Source organism: Paraniabella aurantiaca, assembly GCF_050309965.1.
GTDB lineage: Bacteria > Bacteroidota > Bacteroidia > Chitinophagales > Chitinophagaceae > Niabella.
The window spans coordinates 1488314-1507932 of the sequence record NZ_JBLOSY010000002.1; the positions used below are offsets into that span (position 1 = coordinate 1488314).

Genomic DNA, 19619 nt, shown 5'->3' on the forward strand with positions numbered 1-19619 from the left:
GTACACTAATCTAACATAAGCTACTCATAGCGGAAGCAGGCATTTTAATGCAAACCCAATTCGACTGACTTTTAAAGGCTTATTAAGTTAGATTCTCTCCAACATTAATATTACGCTCGTTCTTTGTGCATTCACTACCGGGTTAAAGCCAATGGTCATCAGGAACTCACCACTATAGGTTTTTGATTCATCAATAGAAGTTTTGGTTCCGGGATATAAGCAAATCTCAGTGATCCTGTATTTTGCTGCCGGATCGAGGCCTTTGAGGCGAACCGGATAAATACTTCCTGAACCATAACGGTTATTAACGAGGTAGTTGAAAATAACTCCCTTGGATTGCTCTTCATTGATATAGGCCATTGACGCAATATCTCCTTCAGTAGGATTGGCCAGCCTGTACTGTTTGCCAAACCAAACAATGTCTTTAAAAGAATTATACTGTTTGATTGCATTCTGACAATATTGAAGATCTTTTTCATTGAGATGCTTTACGACAATATCAAATCCCAGCTTACCCATCATAGCTACATCCGTTCTGAATTTAACAGGCTGTTTCCCCCAGTCTGTTACGTGGTTAGCACTGGTAATGGCAGGGTAGAAGTAGGAGTATTCCCATTGCATGAAGATGCGTTCCAACGGGTCGGTATTATCACTCGGCCAAAATTCCGTAAAATATTCTAATGCGCCATAGTCTACACGGCCTCCGCCACCCGAACATAACATCATGGGTACAGCGGGATACTTGCTGCGTATTCTTTTTAGTACATTGTACAGGCCGTGCATATACTCGATATAAAAATGAGATTGATTTTTTAAATAGGCCGAATGGGCATTGTAGATTACTGCATTGCAGTCCCACTTAATATAAGCCAGTTCACCGTTTTGGGTGAACAGATCATCTACAACTTTAAAAACAAAGTCCTGCACCTTAGGGTTGCTCAAATCCAGAACCAATTGATTCCTGAAGTAATGTTCGGCACGCTGAGGTTGCTTCACCACCCAATCGGGATGCTGCTCGTATAATTCACTTTTAGGGTTCACCATTTCAGGTTCGATCCAGATGCCAAATTTTACCTGGTTGTTGGCTGCTTCTTTTACCAGTGTACCAATACCATTGGGTAGTTTTTTCTTATTCGGTGCCCAATCTCCCAGTCCTGCTACATCCCCGTTCCTGGGGTATTTATTGGCAAACCACCCATCATCCAATAAAAATAAATCGACCCCTAGTTTTTTGGTGTCCTTAATCAGCTCTTTCAGTTTGTTTTCATCAAAATCAAAATAAGTAGCTTCCCAGTTGTTCAATAAAGTAAGCCTGTCTTTTTTACCATCCAGCACTTTGAAATGACGTGCCCATTCCTGTAGCTTCCGGCTGGCGCCTCCCTTACCTTCATGCGAAAGCGTGTATAGGAAACCCGGGGTTACAAAATCTTCATTGGGTTTTAAAGTATAAGCAGAAGCATAGTTATTAATGCCTGATATAATACGCAGATTGTTCTGGTAGTCCAGTTCCAGGTCTGTTTTGAAATTGCCGCTATATTCAAGCGCACCATACAGTACAGAACCTTCGTCTTCCGTTGCAGGTTGATCGAGTGATACCATGAATACGGAAGGCTGGAATAAATTAGCCCTGGTGCCTAATTTGCTGTCGAGCGTTTTGATACCATGAGTAAGCCTGGATGTTTCACTTTGCATTTCTTTGGCCCAGTCGCCATGATATTGGGTAAGCCAGAAGCTTTTGGCTTTGATATGCAGGTTAGCCGATGCATATTTATGTAAAGTTATATTCGATTTTTCGGAATGCCTGATCACCGCCCATTGCTCAATCACATCCTGCCTGAAATAGGACTTATAAAATAAGGTTACCTGGAAATCATACACCGGATCTTTTAAAAGGACGGATAGTTGCGTAACACCATTGCCCAGGTCTTTTTGCTCATGCTGTACATAACGGAGGTCGAGCGAGTTATTGCCGTCGGCATGCGTTACGCTAATAGCAGGTTCCAGTAAGTTGCGGGAGCCGGAAGGAGTATAGGCCGCATCTGCTACTTCAGTATAGTCGCTGGTTTGTTTATAAGCCTGTGAAATTAATGCATACTCATTATTGTTCCCCAGCTTCCTTCCATAGTACAGGATGGATAGGTTCTTCTTTTGATCAACCTTCAACACCATGGCATTTTCAGCGGTTGTTATCGGAATGATTTCTTCCTGTGCCCATACCGGTATTGATACTATACATACTACTAATGTCCATAAAACCTTCAACGCAAACCTCATGTCCTGTGTTTTAATAATGTATTGATATAATTATTTTGAAATAGTGGTTATGTTAATAACCTGTCCGTTTACTTTTAGTTGTACCTGTTGCTTAACCGGAGCGTAAAGTTTGTAGCTGGTAACTTTTCCGTTAATCCATTGCATATCTATAGTGATATTGTTCCGGGCTTTGATACCCTTTACACTACCCTGCTTTTTCCAAAGGGCCGGGATAGAGGGTAACAATTCAATATAACCATCATGGCTTTGTATGAGCATTTCCAATATACCAGCCGAACCGCCAAAATTTCCATCGATCTGGAAGGGCGGGCCTGCCGAAAGCAGGTTGGGATAAACACCGCCACCAGCCCCGTAATTAATGTCTGTTTTCAAGGTAGGCCTCAATACTTCTTTTAAAAGTTTGAAGGCTCTTTCGCCATCATGCAGGCGTGCCCAGAACAGCTGCTTATGAGTAATGGCCCAGCTGGGTCCGTCATCACCTCTTACCTCTAGTGTTTTTTTGGCAGCTTCCATTAATTGGGGTGTTTTGTTGGCTGTGATAGAAGAGCCGGGGTATAAGCCCCATAAATGGGAGATATGCCGGTGCTGGGGATCTGCTTCCTTATATTCTTCCAGCCATTCCATAATTCTACCGTCGCTGGCAATGCGACCGGGTGGCGGAAGCTGTTTTAATTTTTCGACAAGATCGGCTCTGAAATCTGCATCAATATTTAAAACTTCGGAAGCTTCGATCACGTTGTTGAAAAGTTCTCTCGTAATCTGGTTATCGATGGTTGGTCCCATGCAAACGTTCACATGCTTACCGTTCAGTAAAAAGGTATTTTCGGGCGATACAGAAGGCGCAGTCACCAGCCATTTGGTTTTAGGATCAGTAATCAATGCGTCCCGGTAAAAAAGCGCAGAGCCTTTTAAAACAGGATAAATATCCTTTAAATAGTTTTTGGCTTTGGTATAGGCGTAATGTGCCCAAAGGTTCTCACATAGCCACCCGGATCCTGAATTAGCAATACCCCAGGAGGCGCTTTCCCCTGGTTCGGTAAAGCCCCATACATTGGTAATTACATGAGCAATCCAGCCGTTGGCATTGTAATAGGCTTTAGCCGTGCGTTCGCCATTTTTAACCAGGCCTTTTACCAGTTCCGCAAGAGGAAGATTGAGCTCCGATAGATTAGCTGCCTCTAAATGCCAGTGATTCATTTCCACATTAATATCCAAATGGTAATCGCCATTCCAGGGGGTATTGACCTGGTTAGCCCAAAGCCCCTGCAGGTTAGGCGGCAATAAACCTATGCGCGTACTGCTGATGCTGAGATAGCGCCCGTATTGTAGAAACAAAGCAGGCAATGCATTGTCTTTCTCCGGGTTCTTGTAGAAAAGATCTAATCGTTTGTCTGTAGATAAAGTGCTGTTGGTGCCGGAGCCCAGGTTCACCGAGAAACGGTTAAATAATTTTCGGAAGTTTTGGGTATGAATGTTTTTTTCCGACAGGTAATTTTTACTGAGGGCAGTTTGTAATAACTGCATGGTTTTGTTTTCAAAACCGGGATTTTTGAAATCGGTACCCATGGATACATAGATATAAGCAGTAGTAGAATTGGCTACTGAAAGTTCTTTGTCAGTAGTACTTACGGATCCGCCTCCCGACAGCTTCACCGATGCCAGCGCCATATACTGCATACCTTTTCCATCCGTTCCATTATCCAGTTGTCCGTGTATGCCAACAGTCTGACCCTTTACTTTTACTCTGAAGCGTTCAGGCCTGGATAAGCCAATGGAAAAGCTTAAAGCGCCCGGCTTACTACTGCTTAACTTAATAATGCCTACATCTGTGCCAAAGCTGGTAAGGTATTCCCGGGTATAAGTCACACCGTTTACCGTGAAGCGGGTGGTAGCTAAAGCCTGGTCTAGTTGCAGAGAGCGGTAATAGTTAGTTGGAGTGGTGTTGGGTTGATGATAGCGATAATTAATTTCCAGGTTACCTAGCACCTGGAAGCAGCCCCATTGCTTACCGCCTGATCCCGGACCTTTACAAATAAAATGTTTGTTGATCAGGTCCTGCGCCTCATCGTTTTTACCTGCAGCCAGCATTTTCCTGATCTCGGGCAGGTATTGATTAGCCTCGTAATTATTGGCATCCTGTTCCGAACCAGACCATAATGTGATATCATTTAATACAATGTTTTCTTTATGGATACCTCCATCGGGCATCATACCCAAACGTCCGTTGCCCAGTGGAAGTGTCTCTTCCCATACGGCAGCCGGCCGGTCGTACCATAACTTTAATTCGTTAGGGGCTTGTGAAAAGCCGGCGTTTATAACAATAAAAAATGCCAGAATGGAAATGCTGATTCTGTTTATATATTTCATCAATACATTGTTTGAACAATTATTTAGACGACTGTAAGTTCTTTTTGGTAGCCGTAGTTAAGGGCCAGTTATCTGTTCTGAAAGGGGAGGCCGGAAGATTTTCCTTGTTATATAAACTGGCGTCGGGATTGTCAGCCCATGCATAACGTACCGCTATGGGGTGTTTGATCGAAGGGCTGCTTACAACTACGGTATTACCCGTTATCTTCGCATCTGCCCAAACAAACTGCTGATCGGCTCCGGCAATCGAAAAGCCATTGAGCTTTCCGTTTTTGGCAACAAGTCCACTACCGGTATGGGTAAAGCTGATAATGATTTTGTTGCTTTCTGTTTTAGCTGAAGCCAGTACAGGGCCTGATGCCACTATGTTTTTGCTATAAGCTATTTTCTCAGCAGCCAGGGCCAGTCTCAATCCCACGTCCTGCTTGTTGCTCGGGTGTATATCATTGGCTTCACCTATATCTATGGCTACAGCTTCGCCCGTATTGGGCACAGAAAGTGTAAGGTGCTGCGCATTTCTCAGCTCAGCCCAGGCGCTTGTTCCAGGCTCTTTTTTTCTTTCCAGATAATTGGCCAGCTGTACCCATATAAAAGGGAAGTTATATCCCCATGTTTTACGCCAATCAGCTATCATGGATGGAAACAACCGACGGTATTGATCTGCCTCGTTTACATTAGCCTCTCCCTGGTACCATATAGCTCCTTTTATTTTGATATCCTTAATCGGGTTGATCATCGCGTTGAACAACTGGGAAGGAAATGCATTTGGCCCTGTTTCTATTAAATTATAGGTTGTAGAGATAACGGAAGGTTGGTAATGCCAGTGTCCCGCAAGCGATATCTTTTGGTCGCCAATGCTTATAAAAAGATCTTCAGGTTTCCCGGACATACCGCCCTGGGCTCCACCATCCATCATTTTGATAGTGACGGTGTTTTGTCCTTGTTTAAGCACAGATGCACTAATAATGTATGCACGGCTTTTATTCCATACATTGTCGTGGCCAACTAATGTGCCGTTAACGTATGTAGAATCTGCATCATCAATAGCCCCGAGGTGCAATACAATATTTTGATCTTTGGGAGCGCTTCCCAGGTTGAAGCTTTTCTTAAACCAGATGATACCATCCGTATTGCCGATAGCAGAAGATTCCCATAAAGAGGGCATCTGTACAGTATTCCAGCCTTCGGTATCTCCGTTCTGATACCAGGCTTCTCTACTACTCCGATCATTGGCTAATGCCAGGTTATAGGCTTTTCTTTTTTCATCCTGCTCTGCAAAAGTTTGCTTCATTTGAACCGGGTCGAGATGATTGTAGCCATCAAAGCCGGATATAGTGGGCCAGCTGGTCCACGCCTGTATATTCGTGCCTCCCCAATTGGTACTGATCAGGCCGATAGGGATCTTTGTATCCTGGTTGATCTTTCTGCCAAAAAAATAAGCTACAGCTGAAAACGAGGGAATATGGGCAGATGTACATTCCAGCCATTGTCCACCGGCCAGGTCGTTTTTAGGTATAAAGCTCGTGGCTTTTTCTACCGTGAACAGCCGGATGTTGGGATAATTAGCCGCGGCAATTTCTTGTTCCGCGTTATTAACCTTCGACCAGCCTGATACCGGCATTTCCATATTGGATTGTCCGCTGCAGATCCATACATCACCTACCAGTATATTGCGCAGTACCTTCTTATCATTAGGCGATGTAATAGTAAGATCATAAGGACCTCCCCAGCGCATCGGTTGTAAAGTAACCTTCCATTCGCCCTTTGCATTGGATAAGGCCGAGGCTTGCTGCCCGTTGATCGCTACTTTTATTGTTTCTCTACTTCCAGCGGTACCCCACACGGTTAACGGTTGATCACGTTGTAATACCATGCCATCGGTGAAGATTCGGGGTAGAGTAATCCGGGCCGAAGTGCCAAGCGCAAGCAATAAGCCAGCTGCAGCCAATAATATGTGTTGTTTGAATATGCTCATTGCAACAAGGTAATTCTTTTATCAGATCATTATAAACTGCTTCCTTTTATTTATTCCCTGTTCCAGAATGTAACCTGACTTAAATTACTGTATTTACTATCACCGCTCGCTACCTTCTTGATTAAAATTCTTATATACCTTACGGGAGGCGGATTGTCGATCAGGCTGCTTTTAAAAGGAGCTTTGCCATCATCTGTTCTGTTTACCGATTGTAATAAAGTCCATCCGCTTGCCTGCATTTGCGTTCTCCAGTTAGCGTTGTTCCCCTCTATACCGGGCACGTCTTTTGTATTTGACCCCCATATTTCATACTCAACTGGGTTGTGACAGCAATCTCTTCCAATTATTTCAAAATGTGACAACGAATTATAAGTGGCTCCCATATCAAAGCTAATAGGGTAAGGTAATGTTTTGGCGTCGTTACTGTGAAAACCATTATACCAGCCTTTGGGCGATGTAGCTCCATCGAAAATAGTCCAGAGTGAAGTCCAGTAACTATCATCGTAAGATTGTGCGTCTCCATATAATGATAAAGGGCTGAATTTGTTTTTTGGGCACATTACATACCTGTATACGGTAGGGAAGTTTCCGGTAGTATTGGTTTTAAAAGTATCAATAGCATTTTTTTCCGGGATGTAGGAAGATATATAAGTGATGGGTGTTCCAAACTTGAAATTATTAATAGTTATTGTATTTTCAGTGGGTAACAATTTTTTTTGTTCAGTAATGTTAGATGTGTTGGTATAAGTAATAACTGTTGATGTATTGCTGGTATCCGCATTTGCGAAATTAAGTGTCAGCATGCCGTCTTGAGTATAAACATAAGGGTTGGCGGCATTAATATTTCTGTTCTGCAACAAAGATTTATATGCCTCCCCATATACTCTGACATTGTTAATCTCTTGGCCTATGGAGCGGTTACCTTTATCATCATACGAATAAATTACAAAAGAATATACATACTCACTTAAATTGGGAACTGTTACCGAAATTTTGTCCTCGGGGTTGTGGGAGGTGGCTGGTACTACTATGGAATCTCGTCCATTATTCCATTTTACAACATATTTTACTACGCTAGGGTCGGGGCTGGGATTCCATGAAAGCGCAGTACGTAAATTACCCGCCCTGTAGGAAAGGCTTTTAACGAGACCGGGATAAACGGATTCTTTACCATCAAAATATTTCAGATAATCATTGTCATATCGTTTACAACCGAATAACAGAAGTAGTGATAGGCAAACAATGATATTATTTTTATAATTCATTAGTTTATGTTTTATTGTTAGTCGTCTTCGCATGGCTTTACTGGGGGCTGCCATATAATGTTATTTCCTGTGCATTGGTGTAACTAATGCCTCCCCATGTCTGGTTAACAACAAAGCGTATAAATCGGGTAGGTATGGCATCAAGGGGTACATTAAAGTCAACGCCATCTGCCATATATTGCATATCCTGGCTATTGGCCTGGTTAGGTGGCAAACCCGACGGAGGATTTGGGTAAGTGTAAGTGCCCATACTGGTCCAGTCCCCGATAGTTTGACCTAATAGAGAAGCGTTAGGTAAGGCTATATCCACAGGGTTGGTTTTGTTGCTGCCCCAGATGGTAAATACTTTCGGATTCTGGTAGCCCCAGGCCGCACTAAGTCTTAGGTAAAGTCTGAACCGGCTTAGTTTAGCATTGACACCTAATCCCCAGGTGCCCTGCGATACAGGAGCAATGTCAGTATGCCAGCCCGGTTCTCCGGTTTTGCCGTCCCAGAAATAATGGAGTTCTCCGCCCCAACCAATGGGTGCATCACTTGCCAGGCCATATTTGTAGAACTTTTTATAATCCAGCATGGTTTCAAAAAGTGGCGTCAATGTTTTAAATAATGTGTCAGATTTATTACCAAACTTGTCAGTAGTATAAATCCCGAATTGAGTAGGTTTTGAATCGAAACCACGAACCGAGAAATTAATAGTTTGTGTCGACACATTTACAGGATCCTTCTCTTCAAACTTTTTGGTTTCAGGGTTGAAGAATACAACATGCATGGATAGCGGCGCTTTGAACGTATTGGCTCCGCTTATATTCACACCCCCAAAATCGGGCGTTAATTGCAATTGGCTGTTTACTACCTGAAACTTGGGTGTAAGAGGATTGACTTTTACTTGGATCGGGTCCGATTTTATTTCGGCTCTGCTGACCGTATAGAGGGTTACCTCATATTCCTTGCTTTCGGCAAATCCATCTACTTTTATGGTATCGGTATAATAACTGGCTTTGGTTTGTCTGGGTTTACCCTCATCCGTATTATATTCTGCCAGCACATACAAGAGATTGGGATTGTTGGGCAACGTATAGATGATATTGGCACTGCCATTGGTATTTTCTACTCTTATATTGGTTACAGGATCTGGTTTGGTTTCATCTGTTGAAACCGGGTTGTTATTGGACGCCGATTTTTGACACGCTGAAACGCCTAAAAATAGGATTGCTGTTAGTAGCAGCAGATTGTGTGTAATTATTTTATTCTTCATATACCAGGATATTACCAGTTAGGATTTTGTGTTAAATTGGTATTTACAACCAGGTTATCCGTCTTTATGGGCCATAAATAATTTCTTTGCCCGAATACAGGAATAAGAACCGTCCTTGGCTGGTAGTAGTCTGACGGTGTCTCGCCATACACGTTCCATCCCTGCAGTGGTCTGCTCAGTACATTCTGTAATTCTTTCCATCTTCTTAAATCCCAGCCGCTTTGGGCTTCAAAACATAACTCAATTCTTCTTTCCTGGTGTATGATCTGTCTTAATCCCTCTTTTGTAAGTGGTTTTGAAGGGGCGGATGAATAGGTTTGCCAGGATTCAATAACGCCTTTTAAGCCGGCGCGTATACGTACTTTATCTATATATTCATAGGCTTCGGCCGTTGGGCCATTGGCCTCATTCAACGCTTCCGCGTATAGTAAATACAATCCTGCCAGCCTGATTACGGGAAGTTTAAACTGTTCCGTTTGAAAAGTTTCATCATATACTGTTATATAGTTGGCCAGTTTTTTAGGCCAGTATCCGGTCATATTGGTGGCCCCAACACTTTTAGGGCCCGCCAGGGCAGTTGGTCCGCGACCTTGAACATAGCGCGGGTTATTAGCATCAAGTACCCCGTTGCCAAACCAGATGCCCCCATCAAAACCCAGGTTGGCATAAAAGCGCGGCTCCCGGTTAAAGTTCACCTTTGCGGTTGCATATCCCAATTTTATATAATTCTTATTGGCGTCATCTCCGGCCTGTGTGGCATACCTGTTGATGTAATCGAAATTTTTATCTTCATTAATAGGAACCCCGTTTTTGCTATAAAACAGATCTGTGGTTGCAATAGGCACAGAAAAACTGCCCGGGTTTTGGTTGACGCTGGCTACAGATTTATCAGTCATACGCGGTATAACATAGTTTTGGTAATTGAAACCATAATTCATTGCCCATATCAGTTCCAGGTTGTTTTCCCATTTTTCTGTAACCGCCGTTTGTAGTGTAAGTACCTGCTTTAATTCATCGTTCATGTTCAGTACATTGCCCACCGGTATATAAGTGTGAAATTTAATGCCAATGCTTTCAGCTTCGTTGATGGCTTCTTTACAGGCTGTTGCCGCTTTTTGCCAGAGACTCGCATCATAGCCACCCGGGAAAAGGGTTCTTCCATCCTTGTCCTTAAAGCCAACATAATCCGGATTGCCATTGAATAAAGGACTTGCCTGCATCATCAATATTTCAGCTTTGAAAGAAAGGGCAATGACTTTGGTGATACGCCCTAGTTCCTGCGCCGGATTCTGGATGGTAGGGGGAAGGTTAGGGATTGCCTCGTCCAGAAGGGACAGTACATAATCAAAAGATTCTTTTAAAGTAGCTCTTTTTATTTTCACCTCTTCGGCTGATGTATTAATAGGCAGGTTTTGCTTAATAAGCGGGATGGGGCCATACATTTTTAATAACCAATAATGATAATAGGCCTTCAGGAATCTTGTTTCCGCCAGCCACCTGTTTTTGGTTGGAGCGTCAAGATCAATTGGCTTATCAATATTTTCCAACATAATATTGCATCTTCTTATAGCCTGGAACATAGGCTCCGCACCTCCTTCGCCATCCCAATAATTAATCAGGGGATTGGATGGCGTTTGTATGCCTTTTATCAGGCTGAAACCCGCTTCATTCAATGCGGCGAAACCATTAGGGTCAGTTGGGTAGATTATTTCTGCAGCCAGGGTAAAACCCGGGTTGACAATAGTATTGTATTGCCGCTGCATAGTAGAGTAGCAGGTGAATAAATAATTCTCTGCTTCGTTTTTATTCCTGAAAGCATAATCCAATGTGCCTACATTATCAGGCACAATATCCAGGTATTTTTTACAGGAAGTGAGTGATGACAAAGATGCACCTATTAATATAGTCCCTGCAAGTCCTTTTATATATACTGACAGACTCATTTTTATAAATTTAAATTGATACCTATGTTATAAACTTTTTGAATAGGGTAGGCAAAACCATTGCCACCCTGTTCCGGATCCCAGGTTTTAAATGGAGCCCAGGTAAGCAGGTTAAGACCACTTAGATAAATACGGGCATTGGATATCCAGGCTCTTTTTGTGAATTTTGCAGGCACTGTATATCCCAATTCAACCGATTTTAGTCTTAAAAAAGCGCCGTTACGCAGCCACCAGGTGCTGTTTTGAAGATTGTTTTCAATAACATTTCTGCTTACGCCTAACCTCGGATAAGTTGCGTAAGTGTTTTGATTGGCTTCTGTCCAGTGGTCATCGGCAAACTCAGTAATAACCTGCGTATTGCCATAAACATAAGGATCCGGGCTTTGGATAAATGGACTAACCCGGCTTGGGTTAATGAAAAAGGATACTCTCGCCTGTCCTTGCAGGAATGCTGAAATGTCAAATCCTTTATAACCGCTGGACAAGCCGAACCCGTATACAATTTCAGGAACGGTTGGGTAACCAATAAAGGTTTGATCAAGATAGTCGATCCTGCCATCATTGTTCATATCTTTATACTTGATGTCTCCTCCCTGGGGCAGCCTTCCATTCGTACTAAAGCTCTGTATAGGTGAGTTGGCTGCTTCAATATCATCTACAAAAAGCCTTTCTGCCAGGTAGCCCCAGCCCCGGTTGATGGGCTGGCCAATGGAATATCGCCAGGGCTCGTTATAACTGGGTTCTTCACGTTTTACATACTCATTGGTAGAGTACGTGAAATTTGCCCGGGACTGTAGCCAAAGGCTGTTGTTAAAGCTCTGTTTATAGTCTAGCGATAAATCAATACCCTTCGATTTTACTTCACCCAGGTTGGCGCTGATAGAGGCTTCAAGTCCCATGGTAGTCGGAATACTGGCCCTTTGCTGGAGGATGTTGTAGCGGTAATTGGTATAATACTCTGCAATAAAATTAAAATTCTTAAGTAAAGTGAATTCGGCTGCCAGATTGGTTTGTCTTGAGGTTTCCCAGGTCACATCCAGGTTTTCATAATTTCTTATTACAACGCCTTTACGTTCGTAGCCATTGGTAGTGCCAAACTGTGCATAGTTATTTCCATCATTAAGAATCACATCGGATAGGTAAAAAAACCTCTGCCTTCCTATAGCATCGTTACCTACAAGACCATGGCTGGCTCTTAACTTTAATCTTGAAACGATGTTGGCGATACCACCGTTCCAGAATTTTTCGTTTGATACAACCCACGAGCCTCCAATCGTTGGAAAAAAGCCATACCTGTGGTTGGCTGAAAAACGTTCTGACCCATTGTAGCCAAAGTTCCCTTCGATAAAATATTTTCTTAGAAAAGAATAAGTTAAACGGCCTGCCAGACCGAAGTTCCGGTAGGGAAGCGAGTTTTGCAGTGGGCTGTTATTAGATGCACCCAGGAAATGATCTGCATCAGAGTACAGGGTTTGCTGCCTTGTGGCGATAAAAGTGCTGCTGATAGAATGATCACCGAAACTGCGGTTGTATTCGAGTGCACCCTGCATATAAAGGAAGGTATTCGTTTTAGGCTCCTGCCGGCTATATTGCAGATATTCTGTAGCCACGTTGTTACCCGTAGGTTGTGGATTCAACCATACAAGCGCATATTCGTTGGATTGTCTGTTATAGGAACCTATATTATAGTAGAAAGGAGAATACGCATTTTGAGAGGTAAAATAGGAATAACGATTGGTGTTAAGAAGCCCCCTGAATTTTAATCCTTTTGTAATGAAATCAAAGTTTTGATTAACCTCAAACTGGGCCGACATCCTGGACTCTGAGAAGTTCTTATGTCCTCTTAGTAGGGCAGCATAGGGATTATTGTATTGTATGCTGTTGCTTGCAATGCCCGCATCTCCAATCCCAACATTACCGAAAAGAATATGTTGCGTATTGGCATTAGCTGCATCCGGTTCATAATAAGCGGGGAATAGAACCGGGCTGGTATGAACAGCAATATTGTAGAGGTCCGATGCAAAAGAACCATCACTTGTAATAGGGCCGTTATACTCACTGAAATTGCCCGACAAACGCACAATCATTTCGGTAGTATTGGTGAGGTTGATATTTACATTGGAACGTAACTGGTAGTTCTCAAACTTGACATTGTTGTTGTTATTATTTCTGACATCTTTTTTCAGTACACCATTGTCAATATTATAAGAACCCGCCACGTAATACTTTGCTACTTTTCCACCACCATTAATACTTAAGTTATTGCGTTGGGTGGTAGCTCGCTTCTTGAAAAGCATATCGAGCCAGTCCACAGCAGGGTATACGTAGGGGTTACTGCCGGGAGCTCCGTTCATCGCATCAATGGTACTTTGAATTTTTGCCGGTGTAAACGGAACAGAGCCGGTTGGATCTCTGGTTATGGAAGCTTCGTTATATAATTCCATATACTTTATAGGATCAACAAGCTGCAGGGTTTGCGTTGATTGGGAAGAGGAGTATTCCGATCTGAAATTGATTTTAGCTTTTCCCTCGCGACCCTCTTTAGTGCTTACCAATATCACACCATTAGCACCTCTTGCGCCGTACAATGCTGTGGCGCTGGCATCTTTCAGGATAGAAAAAGAGGCAATATCGTCCACCTGTAACCTGGCCAGGTCATTGGCTGTAAGCTCCACATTGTCAATCAGTATTAAAGGGTCTTGTTTGTACCCGAAAGTAGTAACACCCCGAATAAAGAAATTCGCATTGTCCTGCCCTGGTTGGCCGGTTCTTTGGTAGGCGATCATACCGGCGATCTGGCCGGCCATAGCGGTGGTTAAGTTGCTGGCGGGAATCTTAAGCTCTTCCGGTTGAATGCTGGTAACCGACCCTACCACGGCTTCCTTTCGTTCTTTCCGGCCGAAAGCGGTAACCACTACTTCATCTCCTGCCTGGAACACGGTTTGGGTCATAATGATATCTACACTCCGGGTGGCTTCCGAAATGGTAAATGACTCATCGGAGTAGCCAACATAAGAGAAGCGTAAAGAATCGCCATTGGCTACTTCCAGAACAAACCGCCCGTTTTTGTCTGTGGCGGTTCCAACCTTCTGTTTGTTAACAATAATGATATTTACACCATCCATCATTTTGCCCGAACTGTCCTTCACAGTCCCAATGATCGGTCTGGTTTGCGCCTGAACAAAGCAACAGGCTAAAAGCAGGCCTGTCAGGATCCAGGTACGGCATAGAAAGGAATCTCGTTTCCCTCCCGAAATACAAGGCAATCGGTTATTCATTTTAAGCAATTATTAAAAAAGTTTAGTCAAGCAATTCAGTAAAAGCAATCTGTACTATACTATACTATACCAAAAGTAATATTTAATTTTTTATAAACAAATTTTTTTTGGTGGTAATAAACAGGGGTAAACCCGCACATCGAAGGTATTGTGAACCGGTTGCCGGTACAATAGACATTTTTATGAAAAGACTGCACAATATTCTGTACGCTTAGAGATCTATTTTGCAATGCCCAAAGGGGAGAACAGGAAGAACATACCTGTCATTAAGACAATCAAAAGAATGTAGTAAATATACCTTTGCTTCCAGGGGTTTAGGTTTACTTTAGCCTGGTTTTGTATTGTAAAGGGTTGTTCACGCGGCACCCATTTTCCTATGAGTAGCATGAGCAGGCTGGTTACTACAAAGAGCAGGGCCAGTACATGCAGGTAATGCAGGCCGGTATCAATAACTAATTGGGTAATGATGTAGGCGGTCACAAAAAAGAACAGGCCGGCTTTGGCTGCCACAGCAGGCACTCTCCGCGTTACCAGGCCAATCAGCATAATAGTGAATACCGGCACACTGAAATAACTGGCTGCTTTTTGCAGGTAGCTGTAAAAGCCGCCACTAAAAAACATGATATAGGGCGAAAAAATAATAGCGATACATGTAATGCCTACCTGTACCAGCCGCCCCTTCCTGACCAGGTCCCTGTCGTTAATAAAACGGTTTCGTCTCTCCATCCATGGTTTATAAAGATTCATGGTGAACAGGGTACCGATACTGTTTAAACCCGCATTAAAAGTGCTTAAAGCGCCGCCAAATACAATAGCCGCAATGAGGCCTGTAATGACAGGAGGTAATGTATCGGTTATCATTTTGGGAAATACCTGTGTGGTGTTCTCCATGCCCGGATAAAGCTGTAATGCAATAAGCCCGGGTACGTTCAAAAGCAGGGGGGCAAACAGTTTTCCTACAGCAGCAAGGGAAATGCCTTTCTGGCTTTCTGCCAGGTTGCGTGCGGCCAGCGATTGCTGCACAATGTATTGTTCCATGCCCCAATAATAAATATTGATCAGCAACATGCCGGTGAACAAAGTGCCAAAAGGGATGGCCGTGCCGGGCTGGCCTATTGCATTCAGGTGCTCGCGGTTATTGCCCAAAAGCTTTTCCACACCTGTGGCCAGGTTTCCATCGCCCAAAAATTTCAGGCCGATCCAGGTGATCAGTATTCCCCCAATCACCATTCCTATACCCTGTACAATGTCATTAATAGAGATTGCTTTCAGTCCGCCCAATACCGCGTACAAACAACCTGTTACGCCTATAAAAGCCACCAGCAACCTGATCGTAGTGAAGTAATCGAGACCCAGTAGGAGGTTTAGTTGAAAGATGCCGTTCATGGCAACTGCGCAACCATACAATACCGCGGGAACAAGATTAATGGCATAGCTTAAAAGAAAGATAATGGATACTAGGCGCTGGGTTTGTTTGTCAAAACGTATGCCCAAGAAATCGGGAGTAGTCATAGCCCCGATGCGAAGGTATACCGGCATTAGAAATTCCGATACGATGATCATGGCTAAGATCGAACTCATGCCCCAGCACATAACCGTCATATTGTTGGTATAAACAAACTCATTCTCACCAACAAACTGGTTGGCGCTCATATTAGTTAAAAAAAGCGAGCAGCCTACCATCCAGAAATTAAGACTCCTGCTTCCCAGGTAATGACCAACGGAAGTTTTGCTTTGCTTGCGGGTGGTATACGCCGACACAGCCGCAGCGATTACCAGTAGCAGGAAAAAGCTGATAAACATAGTTTGCGTTTGAAAGTTAGAGAGAGCCCCTCCTGATCAATACGGTGGGGATAGTCTCCTGTATTTTTTTACGGTGGAGAATAAATTCAGCAGCTTTCTCCGCCATGGCTTCAAAGCTGGTTGAGTAAGTCGTAATTCCGTCAAATATAATCTCCTTAACTATTTCGTCGTTATGGGACAGGATGCCTAAATCCTTTCCCAGCTTCAGTTTTTTATGCTTGGCGTCCTTTAACATCATCCAGAGTTCTGCATTGTTGATGGTAAAATAAACATAGCCGGCTTCGATAGACCCGGGTATGTATTCGGGGAGTATGGTGTGTCGTATCTTAAAATCTTTTACAAATTTTTCAAATGCCTTCAGTATTTCTTCAGGTGTATCAGAATTAGGCCGGTGGTAGTAAAGCATTTTTTTAAAATTCTTTATAGCGGGGGCCAGCTGGGCAAATGCAGCATAGGACGACTGAAAAAACTCTTGGGTAACATAAGATACATCAGTAGCAAGCGGTAAGTACCTGTCAATCATCAGGAACTTATCTTTCGGTAAAGAATTGAGGATAGCGGCCGATTTTTTGTGCGGAATAGGCGCTACAACATACATGCCATATTTGCCTCTTACCCTGTCGATAATGCTTTCAAATATATCTATATTATTGTGATGGAAGAAAATATCGATATGCGTTTGTTTACCCAGGCGGTTCCTGAATGTTTTATAAAACACTTCCTGGAAACTGTCGAAGGCGAAAATGATCAATGCAATTCTGAGCTGGTTGCGTGTATTTTCCTTGGCAAGGAAAAAGCCAATCCTGTTTTTGGATTCTACTATGCCACGGCTGATCAGTTCTTTATAGGCTTTGGCAATAGTTTCCCTGGCAAAGCCCAGCTCGGAAATCAAATTGTTTACAGAAGGAAGCATATCTCCTTTGGATAACACTTTGTTGTCCACAGCATTCAAAAAACCTTGCACAAATTGTTCGTGTTTGGATAGGCCATGAACATTCTCCATTTCCCTGATATGGTCGTATACGGTTTGCATAGCAATTGTTATTAAAATCCAGGAGCAACCTGCATTAGTTCCTTACTCAAAAGTATACTATACTATTCTATTAGTATAATTTTTTTTATTTTGCATACGATTGTCCATCAAATGCCGATGATCGTCTAGTGAATTTAACGGGGTTTTACTCATTTTTGAGAGTGCCTGATTATACCATGATTGCAAAACTGGTGATATGGAAAAAATAATGAAATGGTTGGTAAGCGGCTTATTGCTGCTGGTTATACAAAATGTAATATTCGCCCAAACTATTCAAAATTTCAGGGATAGTACGATTGTAGTATCGCCGGCTTACCGGTTGGTGATCAATAAAAAAGAGGGACATGTCAGCTATTATTTCCAGGATGGTAGCTTTTTAAAAAATACCACTGCAATGGTAAAGGATGTCGCCGGTAAAGTCTATAGCAGCGACCAGTTTGCGCAACACATAATTGAAGTTCAGCCGGTAAGTGACCTGATAGGTAAGGGTCAACAGCTGAATATTGTGCATAGGAATCCCGGAACCGGTTTAAAACTGATTCAGTCTGTTTTAATTTACAAGGCGCAATCCTTTTTTATATTAAGACTGGCAGCTGTTACCCGAAATACAGAAAAATTGTCTGTTAATTATATAAGCCCCCTGGCGTTGGTGAAGCAAAAGGGAGGAACGGGTTTTATCAACGGCAATCAACCCCGAGTGTTGGACATGCCCTTTGATAATGATAACTGGACAAAAGCCCTGACCGCTGAGTGGAGAGCCGAACCGGTGCGTGGTACAGGTTACAGCTTTTCCTCACTGTATGATGCAGAACGGCTTTCAGGCGTTGTAGTAGGTGCTGTTACGCATGATTTCTGGAAGACAGGGCTGCAGTATACTTTGTCAACGCAAAAAAATATACTGGATTCCTTTATAGTTTATGGCGGAGCATCAACTCCGGATAACAGTTCGTTGCCTGCCGAATATGGGGGCAACGACGGAACACATGATATCGTAGCGCATGGCGCTATGACCGGCAGTACCGTTGTATCGCCGGCTATTTTTGTAAGTGGCTTAAACAGCCGTGCAGAGGCTTTTCAGGCTTATGGAAGGGTAAATCAGAAAAAAAATGGCGCTTTAAAATGGAATGATACAGCACCATTCTATTGGAACAGTTTTGGTGTAGAAGGTGTTCTGGGATACGAAAAAAGAATGATGCCGGATGGCGTATTGGCTGTTTCGGATTATATAGCGTCTTTAAAACATTTCTCTGCTAATAAGAAGGTTTATATGAGTATCGACTCCTACGACCAGGGTATTTACAATAAAGAGGTATTAAAGTCTATCCGCGAGCATTGTATACAAAACAACCAGGAACTGGGTTTTTATTTTATTCCTTTCGCGGTCTGGACCTGGAAATCTTCCGTAGAGAAAGATAAGCTGCAATATACTGATGTCGACATCCGTGATGTGACTTTAAAAGATAATAATGGTAAAACGATTGTATACAAAGACGGCGAGTTTGGGGCATTTCCCCTGGATCCCACTCACCCGGCTACCCGGCAAAGAATTATTGGTGAATTGGAAAAAGCCAAAGCGATTGGAGCCCGGTTTTTAAAGATCGATTTCCTGACAGCAGGTGCGTTAGAATCCACCTCGCGGTATGATAAAAGTGTGCGTTCGGGGCTGCAGGCATACAATAAAGGAATGAGCATGCTGAAGCAATTGATAGACTCAATACTGGGGCCTGATGTCTTTATAACGCAGGCCATATCGCCAACCTTCCCCAGCCAGTATACACATATCCGTTTTTTGTCTACTGATGTTTACTCCCATTTAAGAAATGATCAGAAAGGATTCCCGCATTATGGTAGCACTGCCGCTTCGATGATCACATCTTCGCATTTGGGATGGATGCAGGGCAGCCTGTGGCCTTACACGAATATGGATGTGTCGGTAATGAAACAGTTTCAAAAAAATAATGCCATTAGTGAGCAGGACGTAAAGGTGCGGTTAATTACTATGGCCGTTATGGGCAGTGCGCTGGGCGATGGCTCTGATTTCAGGGATAGCACTACAAGAGCAAGGGCCATTCGGTTTTTAAATAACCCGCATCTGTGCCGGTATTTTGAGCATCCACAAGCTTTTATACCGTTGAAAGTAGCCGACGGGTTAAAAGAAGATCAACAATTAAGCTTTTACCTGCCCGGCGATGCCATCAGCGCTGCCATTATCAACTTTGATACCACCCGGTCGTTTGAGTATGTTTTTATGCGCGAGCAGTTAAAGTGGAAAGACGGAGCCTATAGTATCAGGGAGTATCTTACCAACGAAGAAGTAGGCATCATCAAACCCGGAGAAAAATCATTTACCTTAACCACTGGTACCAGGGATGCGCTTTGGGTGAAATTGGTGAAAATTAACTAATAGGTTATTTTTATAAATCTAT

Annotated in this window: 10 protein-coding genes; 1 reads left to right on the top strand and 9 read right to left on the bottom strand. The window is 43.1% G+C overall.

The window, feature by feature from the left end; all coding sequences use genetic code 11:
* Positions 1 to 87: 87 nt before the first annotated feature.
* The 9 genes from ACLOAU_RS20520 to ACLOAU_RS20560 all read right to left on the bottom strand — a co-directional run bounded on the left by ACLOAU_RS20520 (position 88) and on the right by ACLOAU_RS20560 (position 17193).
* Complete coding sequence (locus tag ACLOAU_RS20520) at positions 88 to 2274, bottom strand: alpha-galactosidase (RefSeq protein WP_427863770.1); 2187 nt, start codon at positions 2272 to 2274, stop codon at positions 88 to 90.
* A 30-nt stretch (positions 2275 to 2304) separates the two neighbouring features.
* Positions 2305 to 4641 (bottom strand): glycoside hydrolase family 95 protein, encoded by a 2337-nt coding sequence (locus tag ACLOAU_RS20525; protein WP_427863771.1) that lies wholly within the window; start codon positions 4639 to 4641, stop codon positions 2305 to 2307.
* Positions 4642 to 4660: 19 nt separating this feature from the next.
* Complete coding sequence (locus tag ACLOAU_RS20530) at positions 4661 to 6616, bottom strand: sialate O-acetylesterase (RefSeq protein WP_427863772.1); 1956 nt, start codon at positions 6614 to 6616, stop codon at positions 4661 to 4663.
* Positions 6617 to 6666: 50 nt separating this feature from the next.
* Positions 6667 to 7881 (bottom strand): DUF4998 domain-containing protein, encoded by a 1215-nt coding sequence (locus ACLOAU_RS20535; protein ID WP_427863773.1) that lies wholly within the window; start codon positions 7879 to 7881, stop codon positions 6667 to 6669.
* Positions 7882 to 7918: 37 nt separating this feature from the next.
* Positions 7919 to 9136: a DUF4959 domain-containing protein gene (locus tag ACLOAU_RS20540; protein ID WP_427863774.1), complete on the bottom strand. Its 1218-nt coding sequence runs from the start codon at positions 9134 to 9136 to the stop codon at positions 7919 to 7921.
* Between the two features lie 11 nt (positions 9137 to 9147).
* Positions 9148 to 11079, bottom strand: a complete 1932-nt coding sequence (locus ACLOAU_RS20545) for a RagB/SusD family nutrient uptake outer membrane protein (protein WP_427863775.1) — start codon at positions 11077 to 11079, stop codon at positions 9148 to 9150.
* 2 nt (positions 11080 to 11081) lie between these two features.
* Entirely contained in the window at positions 11082 to 14357 is a 3276-nt protein-coding gene (locus tag ACLOAU_RS20550) for a SusC/RagA family TonB-linked outer membrane protein (RefSeq protein ID WP_427863776.1), read from the bottom strand.
* 219 nt (positions 14358 to 14576) lie between these two features.
* Positions 14577 to 16160 (bottom strand): solute:sodium symporter family transporter, encoded by a 1584-nt coding sequence (locus ACLOAU_RS20555; RefSeq protein WP_427863777.1) that lies wholly within the window; start codon positions 16158 to 16160, stop codon positions 14577 to 14579.
* 16 nt (positions 16161 to 16176) lie between these two features.
* Positions 16177 to 17193 carry a GntR family transcriptional regulator gene (locus ACLOAU_RS20560; protein WP_427863778.1) on the bottom strand — a complete coding sequence of 339 codons (1017 nt, stop codon included), beginning with the start codon at positions 17191 to 17193 and terminating at the stop codon, positions 16177 to 16179.
* A 196-nt stretch (positions 17194 to 17389) separates the two neighbouring features.
* Here ACLOAU_RS20560 and ACLOAU_RS20565 point away from each other — a divergent pair, with 196 nt between their 5' ends.
* Positions 17390 to 19597 carry an alpha-amylase family protein gene (locus tag ACLOAU_RS20565; RefSeq protein WP_427863779.1) on the top strand — a complete coding sequence of 736 codons (2208 nt, stop codon included), beginning with the start codon at positions 17390 to 17392 and terminating at the stop codon, positions 19595 to 19597.
* Positions 19598 to 19619 lie beyond the last annotated feature (22 nt).